Annotated in this window: 16 protein-coding genes; 11 read left to right on the top strand and 5 right to left on the bottom strand. The window is 62.0% G+C overall.

What is annotated here, in order from left to right; all coding sequences use genetic code 11:
* Positions 1 to 111 precede the first annotated feature (111 nt).
* On the bottom strand, positions 112 to 1,017 hold the full coding sequence (gene recO, locus NW809_RS04985; RefSeq protein WP_011430242.1) for a DNA repair protein RecO: 906 nt from the start codon (positions 1,015 to 1,017) through the stop codon (positions 112 to 114).
* A complete protein-coding gene (deoC, locus tag NW809_RS04980) occupies positions 1,014 to 1,715 on the bottom strand; it encodes a deoxyribose-phosphate aldolase (protein WP_414401659.1) in 702 nt (233 codons plus the stop codon). The genes recO and deoC overlap by 4 nt, the downstream gene beginning before the upstream one ends.
* Positions 1,716 to 1,898: 183 nt before the next feature.
* Here deoC and NW809_RS04975 point away from each other — a divergent pair, with 183 nt between their 5' ends.
* Positions 1,899 to 2,270 (top strand): YtxH domain-containing protein, encoded by a 372-nt coding sequence (locus tag NW809_RS04975; RefSeq protein WP_011430244.1) that lies wholly within the window; start codon positions 1,899 to 1,901, stop codon positions 2,268 to 2,270.
* Positions 2,267 to 2,794 (top strand): hypothetical protein, encoded by a 528-nt coding sequence (locus tag NW809_RS04970; protein WP_011430245.1) that lies wholly within the window; start codon positions 2,267 to 2,269, stop codon positions 2,792 to 2,794. Before NW809_RS04975 ends, NW809_RS04970 begins: the two co-directional genes overlap by 4 nt.
* 3 nt (positions 2,795 to 2,797) lie before the next feature.
* Here NW809_RS04970 and metG read toward each other — a convergent pair whose 3' ends face one another.
* Positions 2,798 to 4,348, bottom strand: a complete 1,551-nt coding sequence (gene metG / locus NW809_RS04965; protein WP_414401660.1) for a methionine--tRNA ligase — start codon at positions 4,346 to 4,348, stop codon at positions 2,798 to 2,800.
* A 76-nt stretch (positions 4,349 to 4,424) separates the two neighbouring features.
* On the opposite strand from metG, the gene NW809_RS04960 reads away from it, so the two are divergent.
* Genes NW809_RS04960 through NW809_RS04950 form a run of 3 tightly spaced genes read left to right on the top strand, consistent with a single transcriptional unit; the run spans position 4,425 to position 7,958 of the window.
* The gene (locus tag NW809_RS04960) at positions 4,425 to 6,296 is read left to right on the top strand and encodes an FAD-dependent oxidoreductase (protein ID WP_414401658.1); all 1,872 of its coding nucleotides are present in this window, start codon (positions 4,425 to 4,427) and stop codon (positions 6,294 to 6,296) included.
* Positions 6,297 to 6,325: 29 nt separating this feature from the next.
* Positions 6,326 to 6,652 (top strand): hypothetical protein, encoded by a 327-nt coding sequence (locus NW809_RS04955; protein ID WP_011430248.1) that lies wholly within the window; start codon positions 6,326 to 6,328, stop codon positions 6,650 to 6,652.
* Positions 6,642 to 7,958, top strand: coding sequence for an ATP-binding protein (locus NW809_RS04950; RefSeq protein WP_414401657.1), 1,317 nt, complete (start codon positions 6,642 to 6,644; stop codon positions 7,956 to 7,958). The genes NW809_RS04955 and NW809_RS04950 overlap by 11 nt, the downstream gene beginning before the upstream one ends.
* Positions 7,959 to 8,059: 101 nt before the next feature.
* Here NW809_RS04950 and NW809_RS04945 read toward each other — a convergent pair whose 3' ends face one another.
* Entirely contained in the window at positions 8,060 to 8,377 is a 318-nt protein-coding gene (locus NW809_RS04945) for a DUF3067 family protein (RefSeq protein WP_041439037.1), read from the bottom strand.
* A gap of 173 nt (positions 8,378 to 8,550) precedes the next feature.
* On the opposite strand from NW809_RS04945, the gene NW809_RS04940 reads away from it, so the two are divergent.
* Both NW809_RS04940 and NW809_RS04935 read left to right on the top strand, forming a co-directional pair.
* Positions 8,551 to 9,069, top strand: coding sequence for a cytochrome b6-f complex iron-sulfur subunit (locus NW809_RS04940; RefSeq protein WP_011430251.1), 519 nt, complete (start codon positions 8,551 to 8,553; stop codon positions 9,067 to 9,069).
* A 174-nt stretch (positions 9,070 to 9,243) separates the two neighbouring features.
* The gene (locus NW809_RS04935; RefSeq protein ID WP_011430252.1) at positions 9,244 to 10,227 is read left to right on the top strand and encodes an apocytochrome f; all 984 of its coding nucleotides are present in this window, start codon (positions 9,244 to 9,246) and stop codon (positions 10,225 to 10,227) included.
* Positions 10,228 to 10,288: 61 nt separating this feature from the next.
* Here the strand turns inward: NW809_RS04935 and NW809_RS04930 are convergent, their stop codons facing one another.
* Positions 10,289 to 11,101, bottom strand: coding sequence for a PhzF family phenazine biosynthesis protein (locus NW809_RS04930; RefSeq protein WP_011430253.1), 813 nt, complete (start codon positions 11,099 to 11,101; stop codon positions 10,289 to 10,291).
* A gap of 244 nt (positions 11,102 to 11,345) precedes the next feature.
* Between NW809_RS04930 and groES the strand changes: the two genes are divergently transcribed.
* The 4 genes from groES to NW809_RS04910 all read left to right on the top strand — a co-directional run.
* The gene (gene groES / locus NW809_RS04925) at positions 11,346 to 11,657 is read left to right on the top strand and encodes a co-chaperone GroES (protein WP_011430254.1); all 312 of its coding nucleotides are present in this window, start codon (positions 11,346 to 11,348) and stop codon (positions 11,655 to 11,657) included.
* 66 nt (positions 11,658 to 11,723) lie between these two features.
* Positions 11,724 to 13,358 carry a chaperonin GroEL gene (groL, locus tag NW809_RS04920; protein WP_414401656.1) on the top strand — a complete coding sequence of 545 codons (1,635 nt, stop codon included), beginning with the start codon at positions 11,724 to 11,726 and terminating at the stop codon, positions 13,356 to 13,358.
* 173 nt (positions 13,359 to 13,531) lie between these two features.
* The gene (locus NW809_RS04915; protein WP_414401655.1) at positions 13,532 to 14,359 is read left to right on the top strand and encodes a DUF429 domain-containing protein; all 828 of its coding nucleotides are present in this window, start codon (positions 13,532 to 13,534) and stop codon (positions 14,357 to 14,359) included.
* 155 nt (positions 14,360 to 14,514) lie between these two features.
* A partial coding sequence (locus tag NW809_RS04910) for a GuaB3 family IMP dehydrogenase-related protein (RefSeq protein ID WP_414401654.1) occupies positions 14,515 to 15,440 on the top strand: 926 nt, incomplete at its 3' end.

Genomic DNA, 15,440 nt, shown 5'->3' with positions numbered 1-15,440 from the left:
AGAAGTTACTAAGAGGTTACTTTCTACCACCCAATTTATCATCCAGAAGCGGCTGCTAACCCGCCTTAACCCTTTATTGTGCAGCTATTTTGCTCGACTTGATACATACCTTCACAACTTCTTCAGGTTGCTGCCAAGCGTTTCGGAATCCTCCTCAGAAAAAGCTGCTGCCGCCACTGGGGATCCCTGGCCACTGGGGGTAGGAGGGAGGGTTTCGGCAACAGGGACAGAGTAGCAACTGGCCAGCAGGCCAGCGGAACGGATTGCGCGGTCGGCATGCAGCTCCAAAACCCGCCGCAACAGACGTTCTGCCGCCAGCCAACTCGCCAGAGGCAGCGCACGCTCGGCCAGCGAGGGCAAGGTCGGGTTGGGCAGGGATCCTAAGGCCTGCAGGACAGAACTGGAGACCCAGGCAACTGGGCTGAGCCGCTGCGCCAGCCGACAAGGATCGCAGACCAGGCCACCCGCGTGGGGAGAGAAGAAAGCCTCACCTGCTAACTCCTCCCCACAGGAGTAGCAGGCTTGTACTGAGGGGGCAACCCCCCCCACCACTAAAAGGTGGTAGAGCCCATGGACAAGGAGCGGCAAAACGGCCTCTGTCGCAGGGGCCTGCTCGATGCGCTCCAGATGCTCCACCAGCAGCACAAACAGCTCTTCCTGGGGCTGGTTGGGCAGGGCCAAAAGCAGGGCCACCTCTGCCAAGTACTGCGCCGCCGTCAGATGGGCCAGGCTGCGGCCAAGACGGGGAAAACTCTGCAGGGTTTCTGCCTGGGCGATGCGCTGGAGACACTGCGAGGGATCCGTTTGGGCCGACCAACGCCCCCGCGCCACCAGCAGATCGTTGACAACAAAGGGCTCCATCCGCCCTCCCCACTTGGAAAGCTGCTTACGGGATCCCTTGGCCACCGCCCGAATCAAGCCCTGCTCGCGGGTCAAAATAGTAATGATCCGATCCGCCTCCCCCAGCGGCATCGCTTTGAGGTTAATACCCGTCACCCGGTAGGTGACCCCGCTCATGGGCCGCCGGCTCTTCTAGCCTCCAGCTCTCGCATCAGCTCCAGCCCCCAGGAGGTGCCGATGCGGCTCGCCCCCGCGGCGATCATCGCCTCCGCCTGCGCCACGGTGCGGATGCCGCCGGAAGCTTTGACTCCCACCCTGCCGCGGCTAAGCTGCCACAGCAGTTGCACATCGGCCGGTGTCGCCCCTCCCATCCAGCCGGTGGAGGTCATCAAGAAGGCAACTCCCGCGTCCATGCAGATCTCGGCGGCCAGCTTTTTTTCCTCGTCAGTGAGCTGGGCAGTTTCCAAAATGGCCTTGACGCAAACCCCCGTTTCTTCCACCAGTTGGGCAATCTCGGCATGGAGGCGATCCAGCTCCCCCGCCTTGAGCCAGGCCAAGTTGATGCGGACATCCAGCTCCCGGCACCCCTGCTCCACCGCCAGTTGAGCTTCGTAGAGCTTGACCTCCGCCGTGTTGGTGCCCAGGGGAAACCCCACCACTGTGCTCACCCGTACTGGCGACCCGTGCAGCCGCTCAACCACCCGCGGCACGTAGCAGGGAGGCACACAAAAGGTGGGGAAGCCATAGCGCAGAGCAATTTCACACCCCTGGTCGATCTCCTCTGGGGTCACCATCGGCAGCAGCAGGGTATGGTCGATGTACTCCGCCAAGTTGATCGGGCCGTCTGCCAGGCCCTTGGGCTCCAGAGAGAGCATCAGTTGCCAGATCCCACAGCACTACCTCTACTTTAGCCCCAAGGATCCCGGAGAGCAGCCGCAGCAGCCAATCCCCCCTACCCCTGAGATTTCAGCCAATTCGACGCCTCCACGGCAAAGCACAGCATCATTTGATAGTCTGGTTTGGGGGCCACCTGTATCCCCCCTCAACCCTGGCAAGGCATGGCGGAAAACCGGACTGGCGCGTTTGTCGGCGGGCTGCTGTTGGGAACGGCGGTGGGCACGGTCATCGGTCTGCTTTTGGCTCCCCGCAGCGGACGGGAGACGCGGCGACTGCTGAAAAAATCGGCAGAGGCCCTGCCGGAAGTGGCAGAAGACGTGACCACCAGCCTGCAATACCAATCGGAAAAGCTGCTCGACTCCGCCCAAAAAAGTCTGGATGAGGCCCTGCTGCGGCTGCAGCAGGCAGTGGCGGTGGGCAGGGAAGCCATGTTGCAGAAACGGCAAGAGCTGATGCAAGCCCAAAACCTGCGTCCCCTCGCCCGGGAGGAAGCCGACTCAGAAGCCCAAGGTCGGGAGGAGGCGGCGCGATGACCGAGCCGGTATTTTGGTTGGGCCTCTCGGTAGGTCTGGTGGCAGTGGCCATTTTGGCGGTGATCCTGACCCTGTTGCCCGCCGTCATTCAATTGGGTCGAGCCGCCCAGAGCGTGGAACGCTTTTTCGACACGCTGCTGCGGGAGTTACCGCCCACGCTGGAGGCTCTGCGTCTGACCAGCTTGGAAGTGAGCGAGATCGCCGACAGCCTCGACGAAGGGGTCAAGGGGGCCGGACAGGTGGTGAAGCAGGTGAACCGCTCCCTGGAAGGGGCCCGCAAGCAAGCCCGCGGCGCTCAGGTCAATGTCCGCAGCTTTTGGGCAGGGGTACGGGCGGCCTGGCAGGCGCTGTCCAGCGAGACTCCCCCCACCGCCATGGGTAACTCTCAGCTGCGCTCGGGCCAGGCTGGCCGTTCTTTCTCTGCTGCTGTGCCAAGCATTTCCTTGGGAGATATGGGTCTTTCCGCCGGCAAGGCAACACCAGAGGGATCCCAGCCTTCCCAACCCGATGCCGCCAATTCTTAGGAGCTACTTGAGTATTCTCTGGAAGACGGGCACAGGAGGTTGGGGCTCTTGCCCAGGCGGAAGCCGGCCCCAACGGGCATCGGGATCCCAGCGCAGTTGTGCGACATCCTGCAAAGGAAACCCCATCTGCTGCAGGATCTTGAGGCTGAGGTTGGGAATGATGGGCGAAAGGGCCACGGCCACCCAGCGCACGCTTTCCAAAACGGCGTAGAGGATCTGGGCCACCTGCTCGCTTTGCCCTTGTTTGTGCAACGTCCAGGGGGCCTGCTCGTCGAGGTATTTGTTGCTGGCCTGGGCCAAGCTGAGAGCTTTGCGGGCGGCAGAGCTGGGATCCAGCCGCTCGTAGGCGTCGGCCACTGTCGGGGCCAGGCGCTCGGCCAGGGTTTTGAGGGGGTGATCCGCAGGGATCTCGACGGCGGGGATGCGGTAGTCGGGCTGGTATTTTTTGAGCATATTGAGGGTGCGGTTGAGCAGGTTCCCCAGGTCGTTGGCTAGGTCAGCGTTGAGAACCTCGATGAAGCGGCCCTCACTAAAGTCTCCATCCTTGCCCAGCTCAATTTCAGTCAAGAAATAGTAGCGCACGGCATCGGCACCGTAGCGCTGCACCAGCTCAAAGGGATCCAGCGTGTTGCCCAGGCTTTTGCCCATCTTGAGGCCATCTTTGGTGAGAAAGCCGTGGCCAAAGATCTGTCTGGGCAGCGGCAGCCCTGCCGACATGAGCATGGCCGGCCAGTAGATGGCGTGGAAGCGGACAATGTCTTTGCCCACTAGGTGCACATCGGCGGGCCAGTAGCGGCGCAAGGCGTTTTCCAGCGTCGGCTCGTCCTCGGGATCCACGGCGGCGCTGAGGTAGTTGATGAGGGCATCAAACCAGACGTAAAGGGTTTGGCCGGGATCTGCCGGGAAGGGGATCCCCCAGGAGACGCTGGGGCGAGAGATGGAGAAGTCCCGCAGGCCCTGCTTGACAAAGTTGATCACCTCATTGCGGCGGCTTTCTGGTTGAATGAACTCCGGGTGCTCCGCATAGAGGGCTTCCAGTTTTTCCTGGTAGCGAGAGAGGCGAAAAAAGTAGTTTTCTTCGTCTTTCCACTCCACTTTTTTGTTGGGGTGAAGCGGGCAAAATCCGCCTTCTAAGAGCTCTGACTCGTCCTTGAACTCCTCGCAGGCAACACAGTACCAGCCCTGCTGCCGGCCAACGAAAATATCCCCCCGATCCCACACTCGCTGGAAAAACTCCCGCACAATGGCTTTGTGGCGAGGGTCGGTGGTGCGGATAAAGCGGTCGTAGCGGATGTCCAGCAACTGCCAAAGCTGGGCAAACTGGGCCGCGATCTCGTCGCAGTGCTGCTGCGGGGGAAGGCCGCGCTCTTCGGCGGTGCGCTGGATCTTCTGGCCGTGCTCGTCGGTTCCCGTTACCATCAGCACATCCTTGCCCCGCAGGCGATGGTAACGGGCGATGGCATCCGCCGCCAGGGTGGTGTAGGCGCTGCCGATGTGGGGGGCAGCGTTGACGTAGTAGATCGGCGTGGTGATGACGAAGGTGGAATTCGGCATGAGCACTCGCAGCGCTTTCCCCCATGATAAAAGTTGCCGGAAAGTCCGACAGGCCCAGTTACGGGGCGGAGGTGGGATGAAATTTCTGTTCAACCTCAAGGGATGGGGCGGCGGCCTTGTGGGGGCTGGGATCCTGGGCGCCGGGGCGGCTCTGGCCCAGCCCTTGTCGGAAACCCGCATCCCCTGTGAGATCTTCATCGCCGGGGGCGGGCTGGGGGGGGTGGCAGCGGCCTACGAGGCTCTGCAACTGGGCCGACAGGTGTGCATGACCGAGATCACCGACTGGATTGGCGGCCAGGTGAGCGCCCAGGGGGTCTCGGCTTTGGATGAGCGGCCCTTGCAGCGGGAAAACGAGATCTTTCCCCAGGGCTATAGAGAGTTTCGCCGCCGGGTGCGGGAAAAGTACGGCGGGGATCCCAATCCCGGCAAGTGCTGGGTGAGTGTGCTCTGCTTCTCGCCCCAGGTGGGCCACCAGGTCCTGCGGGAGATGGTGGATCCCTATCTGCAGTCGGGGCAGTTGCGGCTGTTTACCGAGACGGTGGTCAAGGACTTGCAGATCGAGGATTACCAAATCCGCAGCGTGCAGGCCATCCGCAACATCCCCAAACACGCTGGCGTCCAGCCGGAGAATCGGGGGGATCTCTCCAGCTACTTTCTGGATTTTTACCGCCTAGAGCCCACCGAGGATTGGGACAAAGAGATCCTGCGCTTTGAGCCGCCGCCAGAACGCCAAGGCAAAACCCTGCCCTGGGTGGTTATCGATGCTACCGAAACCGGCGAGCTGCTGCCGCTGGCGCGGGTGCCCTACCGCCTCGGCACGGATGGGGAAAGCCGCTGGGAGCCCAGCTCCAAGCCCTACAGGGATCCCTACTGCACCCAGGGGTTTACCTACACCTTTGTTATGGAGCGCTCTGCTGTGCCGCAGGTGCCCATCAAGCCCAAGTTCTACAACGACCCGCTGCACGGCCCCTACTACAGCTTTGAACATCCACGCTTTAACTTTGGGATGGTCTTTACCTACCGCCGCATCCGCGGCCAGGTGTTTGGCTTTGGGGAAGAGGCCATCCGGGTGGGGGATCAATCCATGCAAAACTGGACCTGGGGCAACGACTGGCGCATCACCGGGCCGGAGATGAACCTGATTCTCACCCACGAGCAACTGCAAGCCTCAGGCCAACTGGATCCCGGCGGCTGGATGGGGGGCTTGCGGGTGGAGGCGCTGCGGCGGGCCGAGCAGCATGCCAAGGGCTTTTTCTACTGGCTGGTGGCGGGGCGGACGGATTTTCTGTTGCAGCAGGCGGATCCCGACTTTCAAAAAGACTTTTACCTGCGCTATGCCTACCTGCGGGGGCCCGATAGCCCCATGGGAACTGCCAGCGGCCTTTCCAAGTACCCCTACATTCGCGAGTCGCGGCGCATCATCGGTCGGCCCAGCCCTGCCTACCCGCAGGGATTTACCATCTACGAGTCGGATATCACCACGCGAGAATCGGAGCTCAATCGCGGGCGGCCCTTTATTTTCTACGACTCGGTGGGGGTGGGCCAGTACCCCATCGACTTTCACGATTGTCTATTGCCGGATTTTTCCCTGCCCCCCAGCCACAACCAGGATGCCCAGGCCCCCAGCTACCCCTACCAGATCCCACTGCGGGCTTTGATCCCTCAGCGCATCGACAACCTCTTGGCCGGCAACAAGAACATTGCCACCAGCCGCATTGCCAGCGCCTCCTATCGGGTGCACCCGGTGGAATGGGCCATCGGCACAGCCGCCGGCCACACGGCCCACTTTGCCCTGGAGCGGGATCTGATCCCGGCGGAGATCCTGCGCGAGCCGCTGCTGGACTTGCGGCTGTTGCCGGCTCTCCAGGCCCAGATCCAGAGCCTGGGCAATCCCATCCAATTTCCCGGCACCACCATCACCGCCACTGAGTGGGCCCAATCTCGCTAGCCTAGAAAGGCAAGGTTGGGAGCTGGCCGATGGATGCTATGGGGGTTGAACTGGGGGGACTGGAGGCGATCCGCCCTTCGTTGTGGGCGGCCACAGCCCTGTGGAGTCTGGGGCTGATGTGGGGCTTGTCGCCGCTGCACCGCCGCCTGCAGGAGGGTTGGGAAAAACAGTTGGCCTGGGATCCCAGCGGAGCTCTGGCCTCTTTGCTCAGCGTCCTTCCTTTCTTGCTGGCAGCAGCGGTGGTGGTGGCCCTCACCGAACTCTCTTTGGGCAACAGCTGGGCCGTCTCCTGGGGTCTGATTGCCTGCGTTGGCGGTGGCCTCTACGAGCTGGGCCGGCGGGACAATGCCCGCTAAGCGCTCTGGGCCGGCCCTCACCCCCAGCCCCTTTGACAACGCCAAGTTAGAGCGACTTGAAGCGATGACCCCCCTCGAAGAAGCGGCGGAAGCGGCGGCTAAGCTGCTGGTGTTTCGGGAAATCTGCGCCCACCCCTTGGCCCTGACCTGGCAGGAGCTCACCCAGGAGTTGATGAGCGGGGATCCCTTGCCCTGCTGGAGAGCCTACGGACGCTGGTTTGAGCTTTTGGCCCAGGAGGGCTTGAGCTGGCGGGAGTGGCTAATCCGAGAGATCCGCTGGGCCGATAACCCTTTCTCGCGGGCGGCGCTTCGACCCCAAAGGATCCCAGCCCCCCTTGTGCAAGCGGCCCGCCACGATCTCCGCTGCCTGCAGATCCTGGCCGATAGCCAGGAGACCATTGCCGAGCAGATGCGGGCGCTGGGCCTGGGGATCCCTTGGCCGGATGGGGAAGGGGAGAGCCCTGGCTGGGATCCGCGCTCTTTTGCCGACTGGGGCCTGAGCCTGGAGGCGCTGATCGCCCACTACCGCCGAGCGGGGGTGGGGCTCTGTGGCCGCTATTGGGCCTTTCGCTGGGGGCCGGCAGGGCTAGAGGGGATCCCCACTCCCGACTTGCCCGACTGGGAAGAGATCTACGGCTATGAACGGCAGAAACGGCAGTTGGCTGCCAACACCGAAGCCCTGCTGCGGGGGGATCCGGCGTTGCATGTTCTGCTCTATGGGGCGCGGGGCACCGGCAAGTCTTCGCTGGTGAAGGCGTTGCTGCGCCGCTACGGTTCCCAGGGGCTGCGCCTTTTGGAGCTGAGACGGGGAGATTTGGGTCAATTGCCTCAGATCTTGGCAGATCTGGGAGGGTGGGGGCTGCCCTTTGTCCTGTTTGTGGACGATCTCTCCTTTGAGGCCGACGAAACTGAGTTTAAGCAGCTCAAGGTGCTCCTGGAAGGAGATCTTGTTCCACCACCGCCCAACGTCCGTCTCTACGCCACCAGCAACCGCCGCCACCTTATCCGCGAGTTTTTTGGCGATCGTCCCAGTCCCCAAGATCAAGAGGTCCACGCCTGGGATACGGTGCAGGAAAAGCTGTCGCTGCGGGATCGCTTCGGCCTTACCCTTACCTTCACCCCTTTTAGCCAAGCTGACTACCTGGCCACGGTAGAACACCTGGCGCAACGGCTGGGCCTCCCGCACCCTTTAGATACCTTGCGCCGCCAAGCCCTCCTCTGGGCGCAACAGCAGAACGGCTTTTCCGGTCGCACCGCCCGCCAGTTCCTGCATGCCTTGCAGGCCGGCCTGGTGGAAGTTGGATAGCCGCAGGCCGGCTGAGGTCTGGAGTTTTCGTCATAGGGACGAACCTGTCGGTTGCTGCAATTGCAAACTCCCCTTCAGGGAAGAGCCGGGGGCGAGGAAGACTACAGCAGCCACTCGGAGGCGCGCTCTCCCACCCCTTGCAAATTCAAAGGAATGGCCACCGCCTTGCCTATGCGGGGTTTCTGACGGGTAGCCTCAATTTCTCGCTGCACCGCTTCCCACACGCCCCACGCCTGCAAATGGGCCATGACAGACTCCAGGCGAGCCAGATACTCGGCCTCGCTCAAGGGGAAAGAGGGCTGCTCCAGGTAGCGCCACATCACCAACAGAACCACCCTGCCCCCCATGCGGCGCAGTTGCACGTCGTAGGAATAGCCCCACTTCTCCCGCAGCAAAGCTTGAAAGTCGGATCCCGTCATGGTCTGGCTCGGATTGGGTTGGGACTGAGCTGGGCCGCAGCAGAAAAACCGCCGCCTCTTCCCTTGCACTTCCTTTAGCTTTGCATTTCTTAATGATATTAGCCAAGGAGCTCGGTTAGGATGATGTCGTTTGTCAACGAACATTAAAACTTCTCAGGTTTGTACTGGCCATTATGACGGAAGCGGTTAGCAACTTCGAGGCACCCCCCATGAGCCGGCGGGTTTTTCTGAATGCCCTCCTCAGCAGCTCGGTGGGGGTGGTGGTGGTGGGCACCCTCTACCCGGTGGTGAAGTATTTTATTCCGCCCTCTTCCGGTGGGGCAGGAGAAGGTGTGATAGCTCAAGATGCTCTCGGCAAGCCCATCAGCGTCAGTGAGCTGTTGGCCACTCACGCCGCCACGGATCGCGTGCTGGCCCAAGGCTTGAAGGGGGATCCCACCTACATTGTGATCGACAACGGGGCGGTGGCCAACTACGGCCTCAACGCGGTTTGCACCCACCTCGGCTGTGTGGTGCCCTGGAACGCGGGGGAAAACCTGTTCAAGTGCCCCTGCCACGGATCCCAGTACGCGGCCAACGGCAAGGTCATCCGGGGGCCGGCTCCCCGCTCCCTGGAGCTGGTGAGCGCCACGGTGGACGGCGACAACGTTCGCTTCAGCCCCTGGCAAGGCCCCGATTTCCGCGAGGCCTGAGGCGTTACGATAGGCTCCAGAGAGACCCCTGTAAGGGGCCACAGCCGGGTCAGAAGTGGGGGAAAAGGCCAGAGAGGTTGCTGCGCTAGTCCTGGCTAGAGCATGAGTTGTGAGCTTTGAGGAGATTGCCCCAAAGGGCTTGCGAGAATTTTGATTGAGATTCTGAGCTAACTTATGAAGCGAATTTACTTGGCCTTGTGTGCGCTGCTGCTGTTGCTGGGGACGGGATCCCGTCCGGCAGCAGCCTATCCGTACTACGCCCAGATGGCCTACGACAACCCGCGCGAGGCCACCGGGAAAATCGTCTGTGCCAACTGCCACCTGAACGCCATGCCTGCCCGTGCCGAAGTGCCGCAGGCAGTTACCCCGGGCCAGGTGTTCACCATCAAGGTCGGGATCCCCTATGACTTGAGCAAGCAACAGGTGTTGGCGGATGGCAGCAAGGGCGGCTTGAACGTTGGCGCTGTGGTGGTGTTGCCAGAAGGCTTCCGCCTGGCCACCGAGGAGGAGATGACGGAGGAGCAGCGCCAGGAAACCGCTGAGACCTACATCACTCCCTACAGCGACGAGAAGCCCAACATTCTCCTGGTGGGTCCCCTGCCCGGCGAGCAGCACCAGGAAATCGTCTTCCCGGTGGTCGCCCCTGACCCGAAGGAGGATCCCTCCGTGGCCTTCATGAAATATCGGGTTTACATTGGCGCCAACCGCGGTCGTGGCCAGATCAACCCCGATGGCAGCCTCAGCAACAACAACGTCTTCCGCGCTCCTGCCACGGGTCGTCTGACAAGCATCGCCACCATCGAATCTGACCTCAGCGATCTGCCGCCTGAGCTGGCCGCCCTGGTGCCGCCCGAATACGAGTTGCCGGGCACGCGGGTGCTCAGCTTCGAGACTGAAGGCGGACTGAAGCACTTGGTGGTGCCGCCGGGGCCGGAGTTGGTGGTTAACATTGGCGACAGCGTCCAAGAAGGGGATCCGGTTACCAACAACCCCAACGTGGGCGGCTTTGGCCAAGTGGAGCGGGATCTGGTGCTGCAGAACCCGGAACGGGTGAAGTGGTTGGTGGCCTTCCTGGCAGCGGTGGCTATCACCCAGCTTCTGCTAGTGCTCAAGAAAAAGCAAGTGGAGCTCATCCAGGCGGCAGAACTTTTGGGCTAGCTTGCGCACTTATTCTTCGCGAGAGTCTTCCCAGCACCTCGGAGCCAGCCGGGGTGTTTTTTTAGGGAATCCTCAGCTCTCCCGCTATCACCAGCACCGCCTGCCCGGCAATCTCCACCCGAGTGCCGAGATCGCGACACCACAGCTCGCCTCCCCGCGCCGAGAGCTGGCGGGCTTTGAGCTCAGTCCGGCCCAGGCGCTGCGACCAATAGGGTGTCAACAGGCACTGGGCAGACCCGGTCACCGGATCCTCCGGGATCCCCAACTGGGGGGCAAAAACACGACAGACAAAATCTGGCTGGTCTTCTAGATCCCCTCCCGAGGCAGTGACGATCAACCCAGAAACAGGCAGTGCCTGAACCCGCTCCCAATCCGGCTGCAGCTGCTGCACCTGCTGGGCCGAAGTCAGCACCGCTACCCCCATGCTGCCGCGGTACAACTCCAGAGGAGGGATCCCCAATGCCGCAGCCACCTGCTCTTGGCCTTCCGGCCAGGGTTGCGGGAACTGGGCGGGAAAATCCATCGCCAGCCGCTCCCCCTGCCGCCGCACCTGCAGCCGGCCACTGCGGGTGGAAAAGGCCACCCCCTGAGCTTCCGGGTGAATCTCGGTCAAGAGCACATAGGCGCTGCCCAACGTGGCATGGCCACAGAGTTCTACCTCCGTGGTGGGAGTAAACCAGCGCAGCCCATAGTGGGGAACCTCGCCTTCGGATCCCTGGGGCAGCAAAAAAGCCGTTTCCGACAGATTGTTCTCCGCCGCAATTGCTCGCATCAAAGCTGCCGGCAGCTCCTGAGGCAGCAAACACACCGCTGCCGGATTGCCCTTAAAAGGCACTGCCGTAAACGCATCCACTTGAAACAACGGGATCCGCACCTGCTTGCCCAACCTACCTCAGGCCATGATCCCACAACAGGCTCAGAAGTAGGGGGATCCGCACCCAACCGTACCCGACAAAAAGGGAGATCCCGCCAAAAGGGGCTATTGTCAGGCTGGAAAGCCGGCTGATAGACTAGCACTCGTAAGCCGAGAGTGCTAAAACCTCGACTACGCAAGCTTAGGTTTGCGCTCGATACAACCCTTCAGCCTCGCGTTTTAGGCATCACGGAGGATATTTGTCATGGCTGCAGTAACTCTCAACGTCTCTACGCTGAAACCGCTAGGCGACCGCGTGCTGGTCAAGATTGCCCAGCAGGACGAGAAGACGGCGGGTGGCATCTTTTTGCCCGATACCGCCAAAGAAAAACCCCAAGTGGGGGAGGTGGTCGCAGTTGGGCCTGGCAAGCGCAATGACGAGGGCAAGCTGATCCCGATGGAACTGAAAGCCGGCGACAGAGTGCTCTACTCCAAGTACGCCGGCACGGAAGTGAAGCTGGGCAGCGATGAGTACGTGCTGCTGGCCGAGCGGGATATTCTCGCTATCGTTCAGTAATTTTCAGTCCTTCAGCGATCGATCCTCTACATCGCCCTTAGTTCATTCACGTCTGAGAGGTTGAGTATGGCCAAGTCGATCATTTTTAGCGAAGAAGCCCGTCGTGCCCTTGAACACGGCATGGACATTTTGGCGGAAGCTGTAGCCGTTACTCTCGGCCCCAAAGGGCGCAACGTCGTCCTGGAGAAGAAGTTTGGCGCACCCCAAATTGTTAACGATGGGGTAACCATCGCCAAAGAGATCGAGCTGGAAGACCACATTGAAAACACTGGCGTCTCCTTGATCCGTCAGGCGGCTTCCAAGACCAATGACACGGCTGGGGACGGCACCACCACCGCCACCGTCCTGGCCCACGCCATGGTTAAAGAAGGGCTGAAAAACGTGGCCGCCGGCGCCAACCCGATTGCCCTCAAGCGCGGCATCGACAAAGCCGTGAAGTTCCTGGTGGACAAGATCGCCGAACATGCCCGCCCGGTGGAAGACTCCAAAGCCATTGCCCAGGTGGCGGCCATTTCCGCCGGCAACGATGAGGAAGTGGGCCGCATGATCGCCGAGGCCATGGACAAAGTGGGCCGCGAAGGGGTGATCTCCCTGGAAGAAGGCAAGTCCATGACCACTGAGCTGGAAGTGACGGAGGGGATGCGCTTTGACAAAGGCTACATCTCCCCCTACTTCGTCACCGACACGGAGCGGATGGAGGCGGTTCTGGAAAACCCCTACATCCTGATTACCGATAAGAAAATCACCCTGGTACAAGACCTGGTGCCGGTGCTGGAGCAAGTGGCCCGCGCCGGTCGTCCGCTGCTGATCATCGCCGAAGACATCGAGAAAGAAGCCCTGGCCACTCTGGTGGTGAACAAGCTGCGGGGCGTGCTGAGCGTGGTGGCGGTGAAAGCGCCTGGCTTTGGGGATCGCCGTAAGGCCATGCTGGAAGACATCGCCATCCTCACTGGCGGTGAGGTCATCAGCGAAGAGCGCGGCCTGAAGCTGGAGAACGCCCGTCTCGACTCCTTCGGCTCGGCCCGTCGCGTCACGGTAACCAAAGACCACACCACCATCGTGGCGGAAGGCAACGAAGCGGCTGTCAAAGCCCGCTGTGAGCAAATCCGTCGCCAAATTGAAGAAACCGACTCCACCTACGACAAAGAAAAACTGCAAGAGCGCCTGGCCAAGCTCTCCGGCGGTGTGGCGGTGATCAAAGTGGGCGCGGCCACCGAAACTGAGATGAAGGATCGCAAGCTGCGCCTGGAGGACGCCATCAACGCCACCAAGGCGGCGGTGGAAGAGGGGATCGTCCCCGGCGGCGGCACTACCCTGGCGCACCTGATGCCGGTGGTTACGGAGTGGGCGCAGGCCAACTTGTCCGGCGATGAGCTGGTAGGGGCCATGCTGGTTGCCCGCGCGCTGGGCGCTCCGCTGCGCCGCATTGCCGAGAATGCCGGCCAGAACGGCTCGATCGTGCTGGAGCGGGTGAAAGAGAAACCCTTCACGGTGGGTTACGACGCCCAGAACGACGCCTATGTGGATATGTTTGAGGCGGGCATCGTTGACCCGGCCAAAGTCACTCGCTCTGCCCTGCAAAACGCCGCCTCGATTGCCAGCATGGTGCTCACCACCGAGGCCATCGTGGTAGACAAGCCGGAGCCCAAGAGCAACAAGCCCGCTGGCGGTGGCGGCGGCGTGGATGACTACGACTACTAATCTTCGGGCAGGAAGAGGCAGAGGCTTCGCCAGCTAGCGGAAAGTCTGCTGCCTTGTCAGAGCAACCATCTTCCGGGATCCCGGCTGGGATCCCTTTATTCTTGGGCATTTCCCTCTCCCAGGCGTCCGGGGGGTGAGGGCGAGCCATCCTACTAACGGAAGGAGAAGGCGGCGTGGCACGGTTAATCTGCATTGGCCTAGACCTGGCCTGGTCGGCCCGCAACCCCTCTGGCGTGGCAACGCTGGAGGTTGAGAGCGGGGATCCCCAAGCCCCGAACCTGACGGGCCACCTGCAGGACAACCGCCTCTTGCAAACCGACCAGGAGATTGTGGACTACATCCAAGCCCAAGCGGGAGGGGATCCCTGCCTGGTGGCGGTGGATGCCCCCCTGCGCGTCCCCAACCCCAGCGGCCAGCGGCGGGCGGAAGCCGAGCTGAACCGGGTGTTTCGCGCCTATGCCGCTGGCGCCCACCCGGCCAACCGCCGCCTCTTGGCCAAAAACGGCCAGGTGCGAGGGGAGGCCCTGGTGCAAGCTCTCTCCCGTTATGGCTTTCGCGAGCAGGCCAGCATCGAGCAGGGATCCCTGGCCCGGCAGATCACCGAAGTCTTCCCCCACAGCGCCATGGTGAGCCTGTTTGGCCTCAGCCGCAGCCTCCCCTACAAAGCGCGTCCCCGCCGCACCTGGCTGCAACGAGAACAGGCGTGGCGGCTGTACCAGCAACATCTGCGCGCCTTGGCCAGCGCCGATCCGTCTCTGCAAGGCCACGAGCCCCTGCTCCAAGTGGAGGTGGGATCCCTTAGGGGCCGCCAACTCAAAAACTACGAAGACCAAGTCGATGCCTTAATGTGCGCCTACATCGCCCTCTACGGCTTCCGCTGGGGATCCGAGCGCTGCCACAGCTTCGGCAACCTGCAAGAAGGCCACATTTTCACTCCCCTGCCCCCCTCATTGCAAGGGAAGAGCCCTGTTTCCTCGCCGGAAACTCCACAAGGGCTTTAACTCGGGCGAGGGTATGGCTTCTGCCAGACCGGCCAGACTTCCGTTGAGGCAGAGACAAGCGAAGCTAAACCGGAGGGAAAACCCGGCTCTTGCTAGTCTCAAATCACACGTTGGCGGCATGATAGGAAGAAGGGATCCTGTCAGAGGGGAGGGAAATGAACGCACAACTGGGGCGCAATCGGCAGGCAAGACGCGCTTACGGGCTGGATGAGATTGCGCTGGTGCCGGGCAGGCGAACCCTGGATCCCAGCTTGGTGGACACCCACTTCACCCTGGGAGGGATCCAACGGCCCATCCCCATCATCGCCAGCGCCATGGACGGCGTAGTGGACGTCAAGATGGCCATCTTGCTCTCCAAGCTGGGGGCAATGGGCGTGCTCAACCTGGACGGGATCCAAACCCGCTACGCCGATCCCGACGAGGTGCTGGATCAGATTGCCGCGGTCGGCAAAGACGAGTTCGTTCCCCTGATGCAGCGCCTCTACAGCGAGCCGGTCAAGCCGGAGCTGATCCAAGAGCGCATCCGCCAAATCAAAGCGGCCGGCGCCATCGCGGCCGCTAGCTGTGTGCCCGCCCACGCAGCTGAATATGGCCCCCTGGTGGCGGAAGCAGGCGGGGATCTGTTCTTCGTTCAGGCCACGGTAGTTTCCGTCCACCACAAGGTTCCCGAAGGCATGGAACTGCTGGATCTGGCCCAATTTTGCCGGTCGATGCCCATTCCTGTTGTGGTGGGCAACTGCGTTACCTACGATGTCGCTCTGGAGCTGATGCAGGCCGGAGCTGCCGGTGTCTTGGTGGGGATCGGCCCTGGCGCTGCCTGTACCTCCCGCGGCGTGCTGGGGGTGGGAGTGCCGCAGGCTACGGCCATCGCCGACTGTGCCGCTGCACGGGAGCAGTTTTTGGCGGAAACCGGCGCCTACGTTCCCATCATTGCCGATGGGGGATTGGTGACCGGCGGCGATATTTGCAAGGCCATCGCCTGTGGAGCGGACGCAGTGATGATCGGATCCCCCTTGGCCCGCGCCTATGAGGCCCCCGGTCGCGGCTTTCATTGGGGCATGGCTACCCCCAGCCCCATCTT

Origin of the sequence: Synechococcus sp. WC101, from assembly GCF_047461555.1 — a bacterium.
Lineage (GTDB): Bacteria > Cyanobacteriota > Cyanobacteriia > Thermostichales > Thermostichaceae > Thermostichus.
The sequence above is the reverse complement of the archived record's forward strand: the minus strand, read 5'-3'. Positions and strand labels throughout refer to the sequence as shown.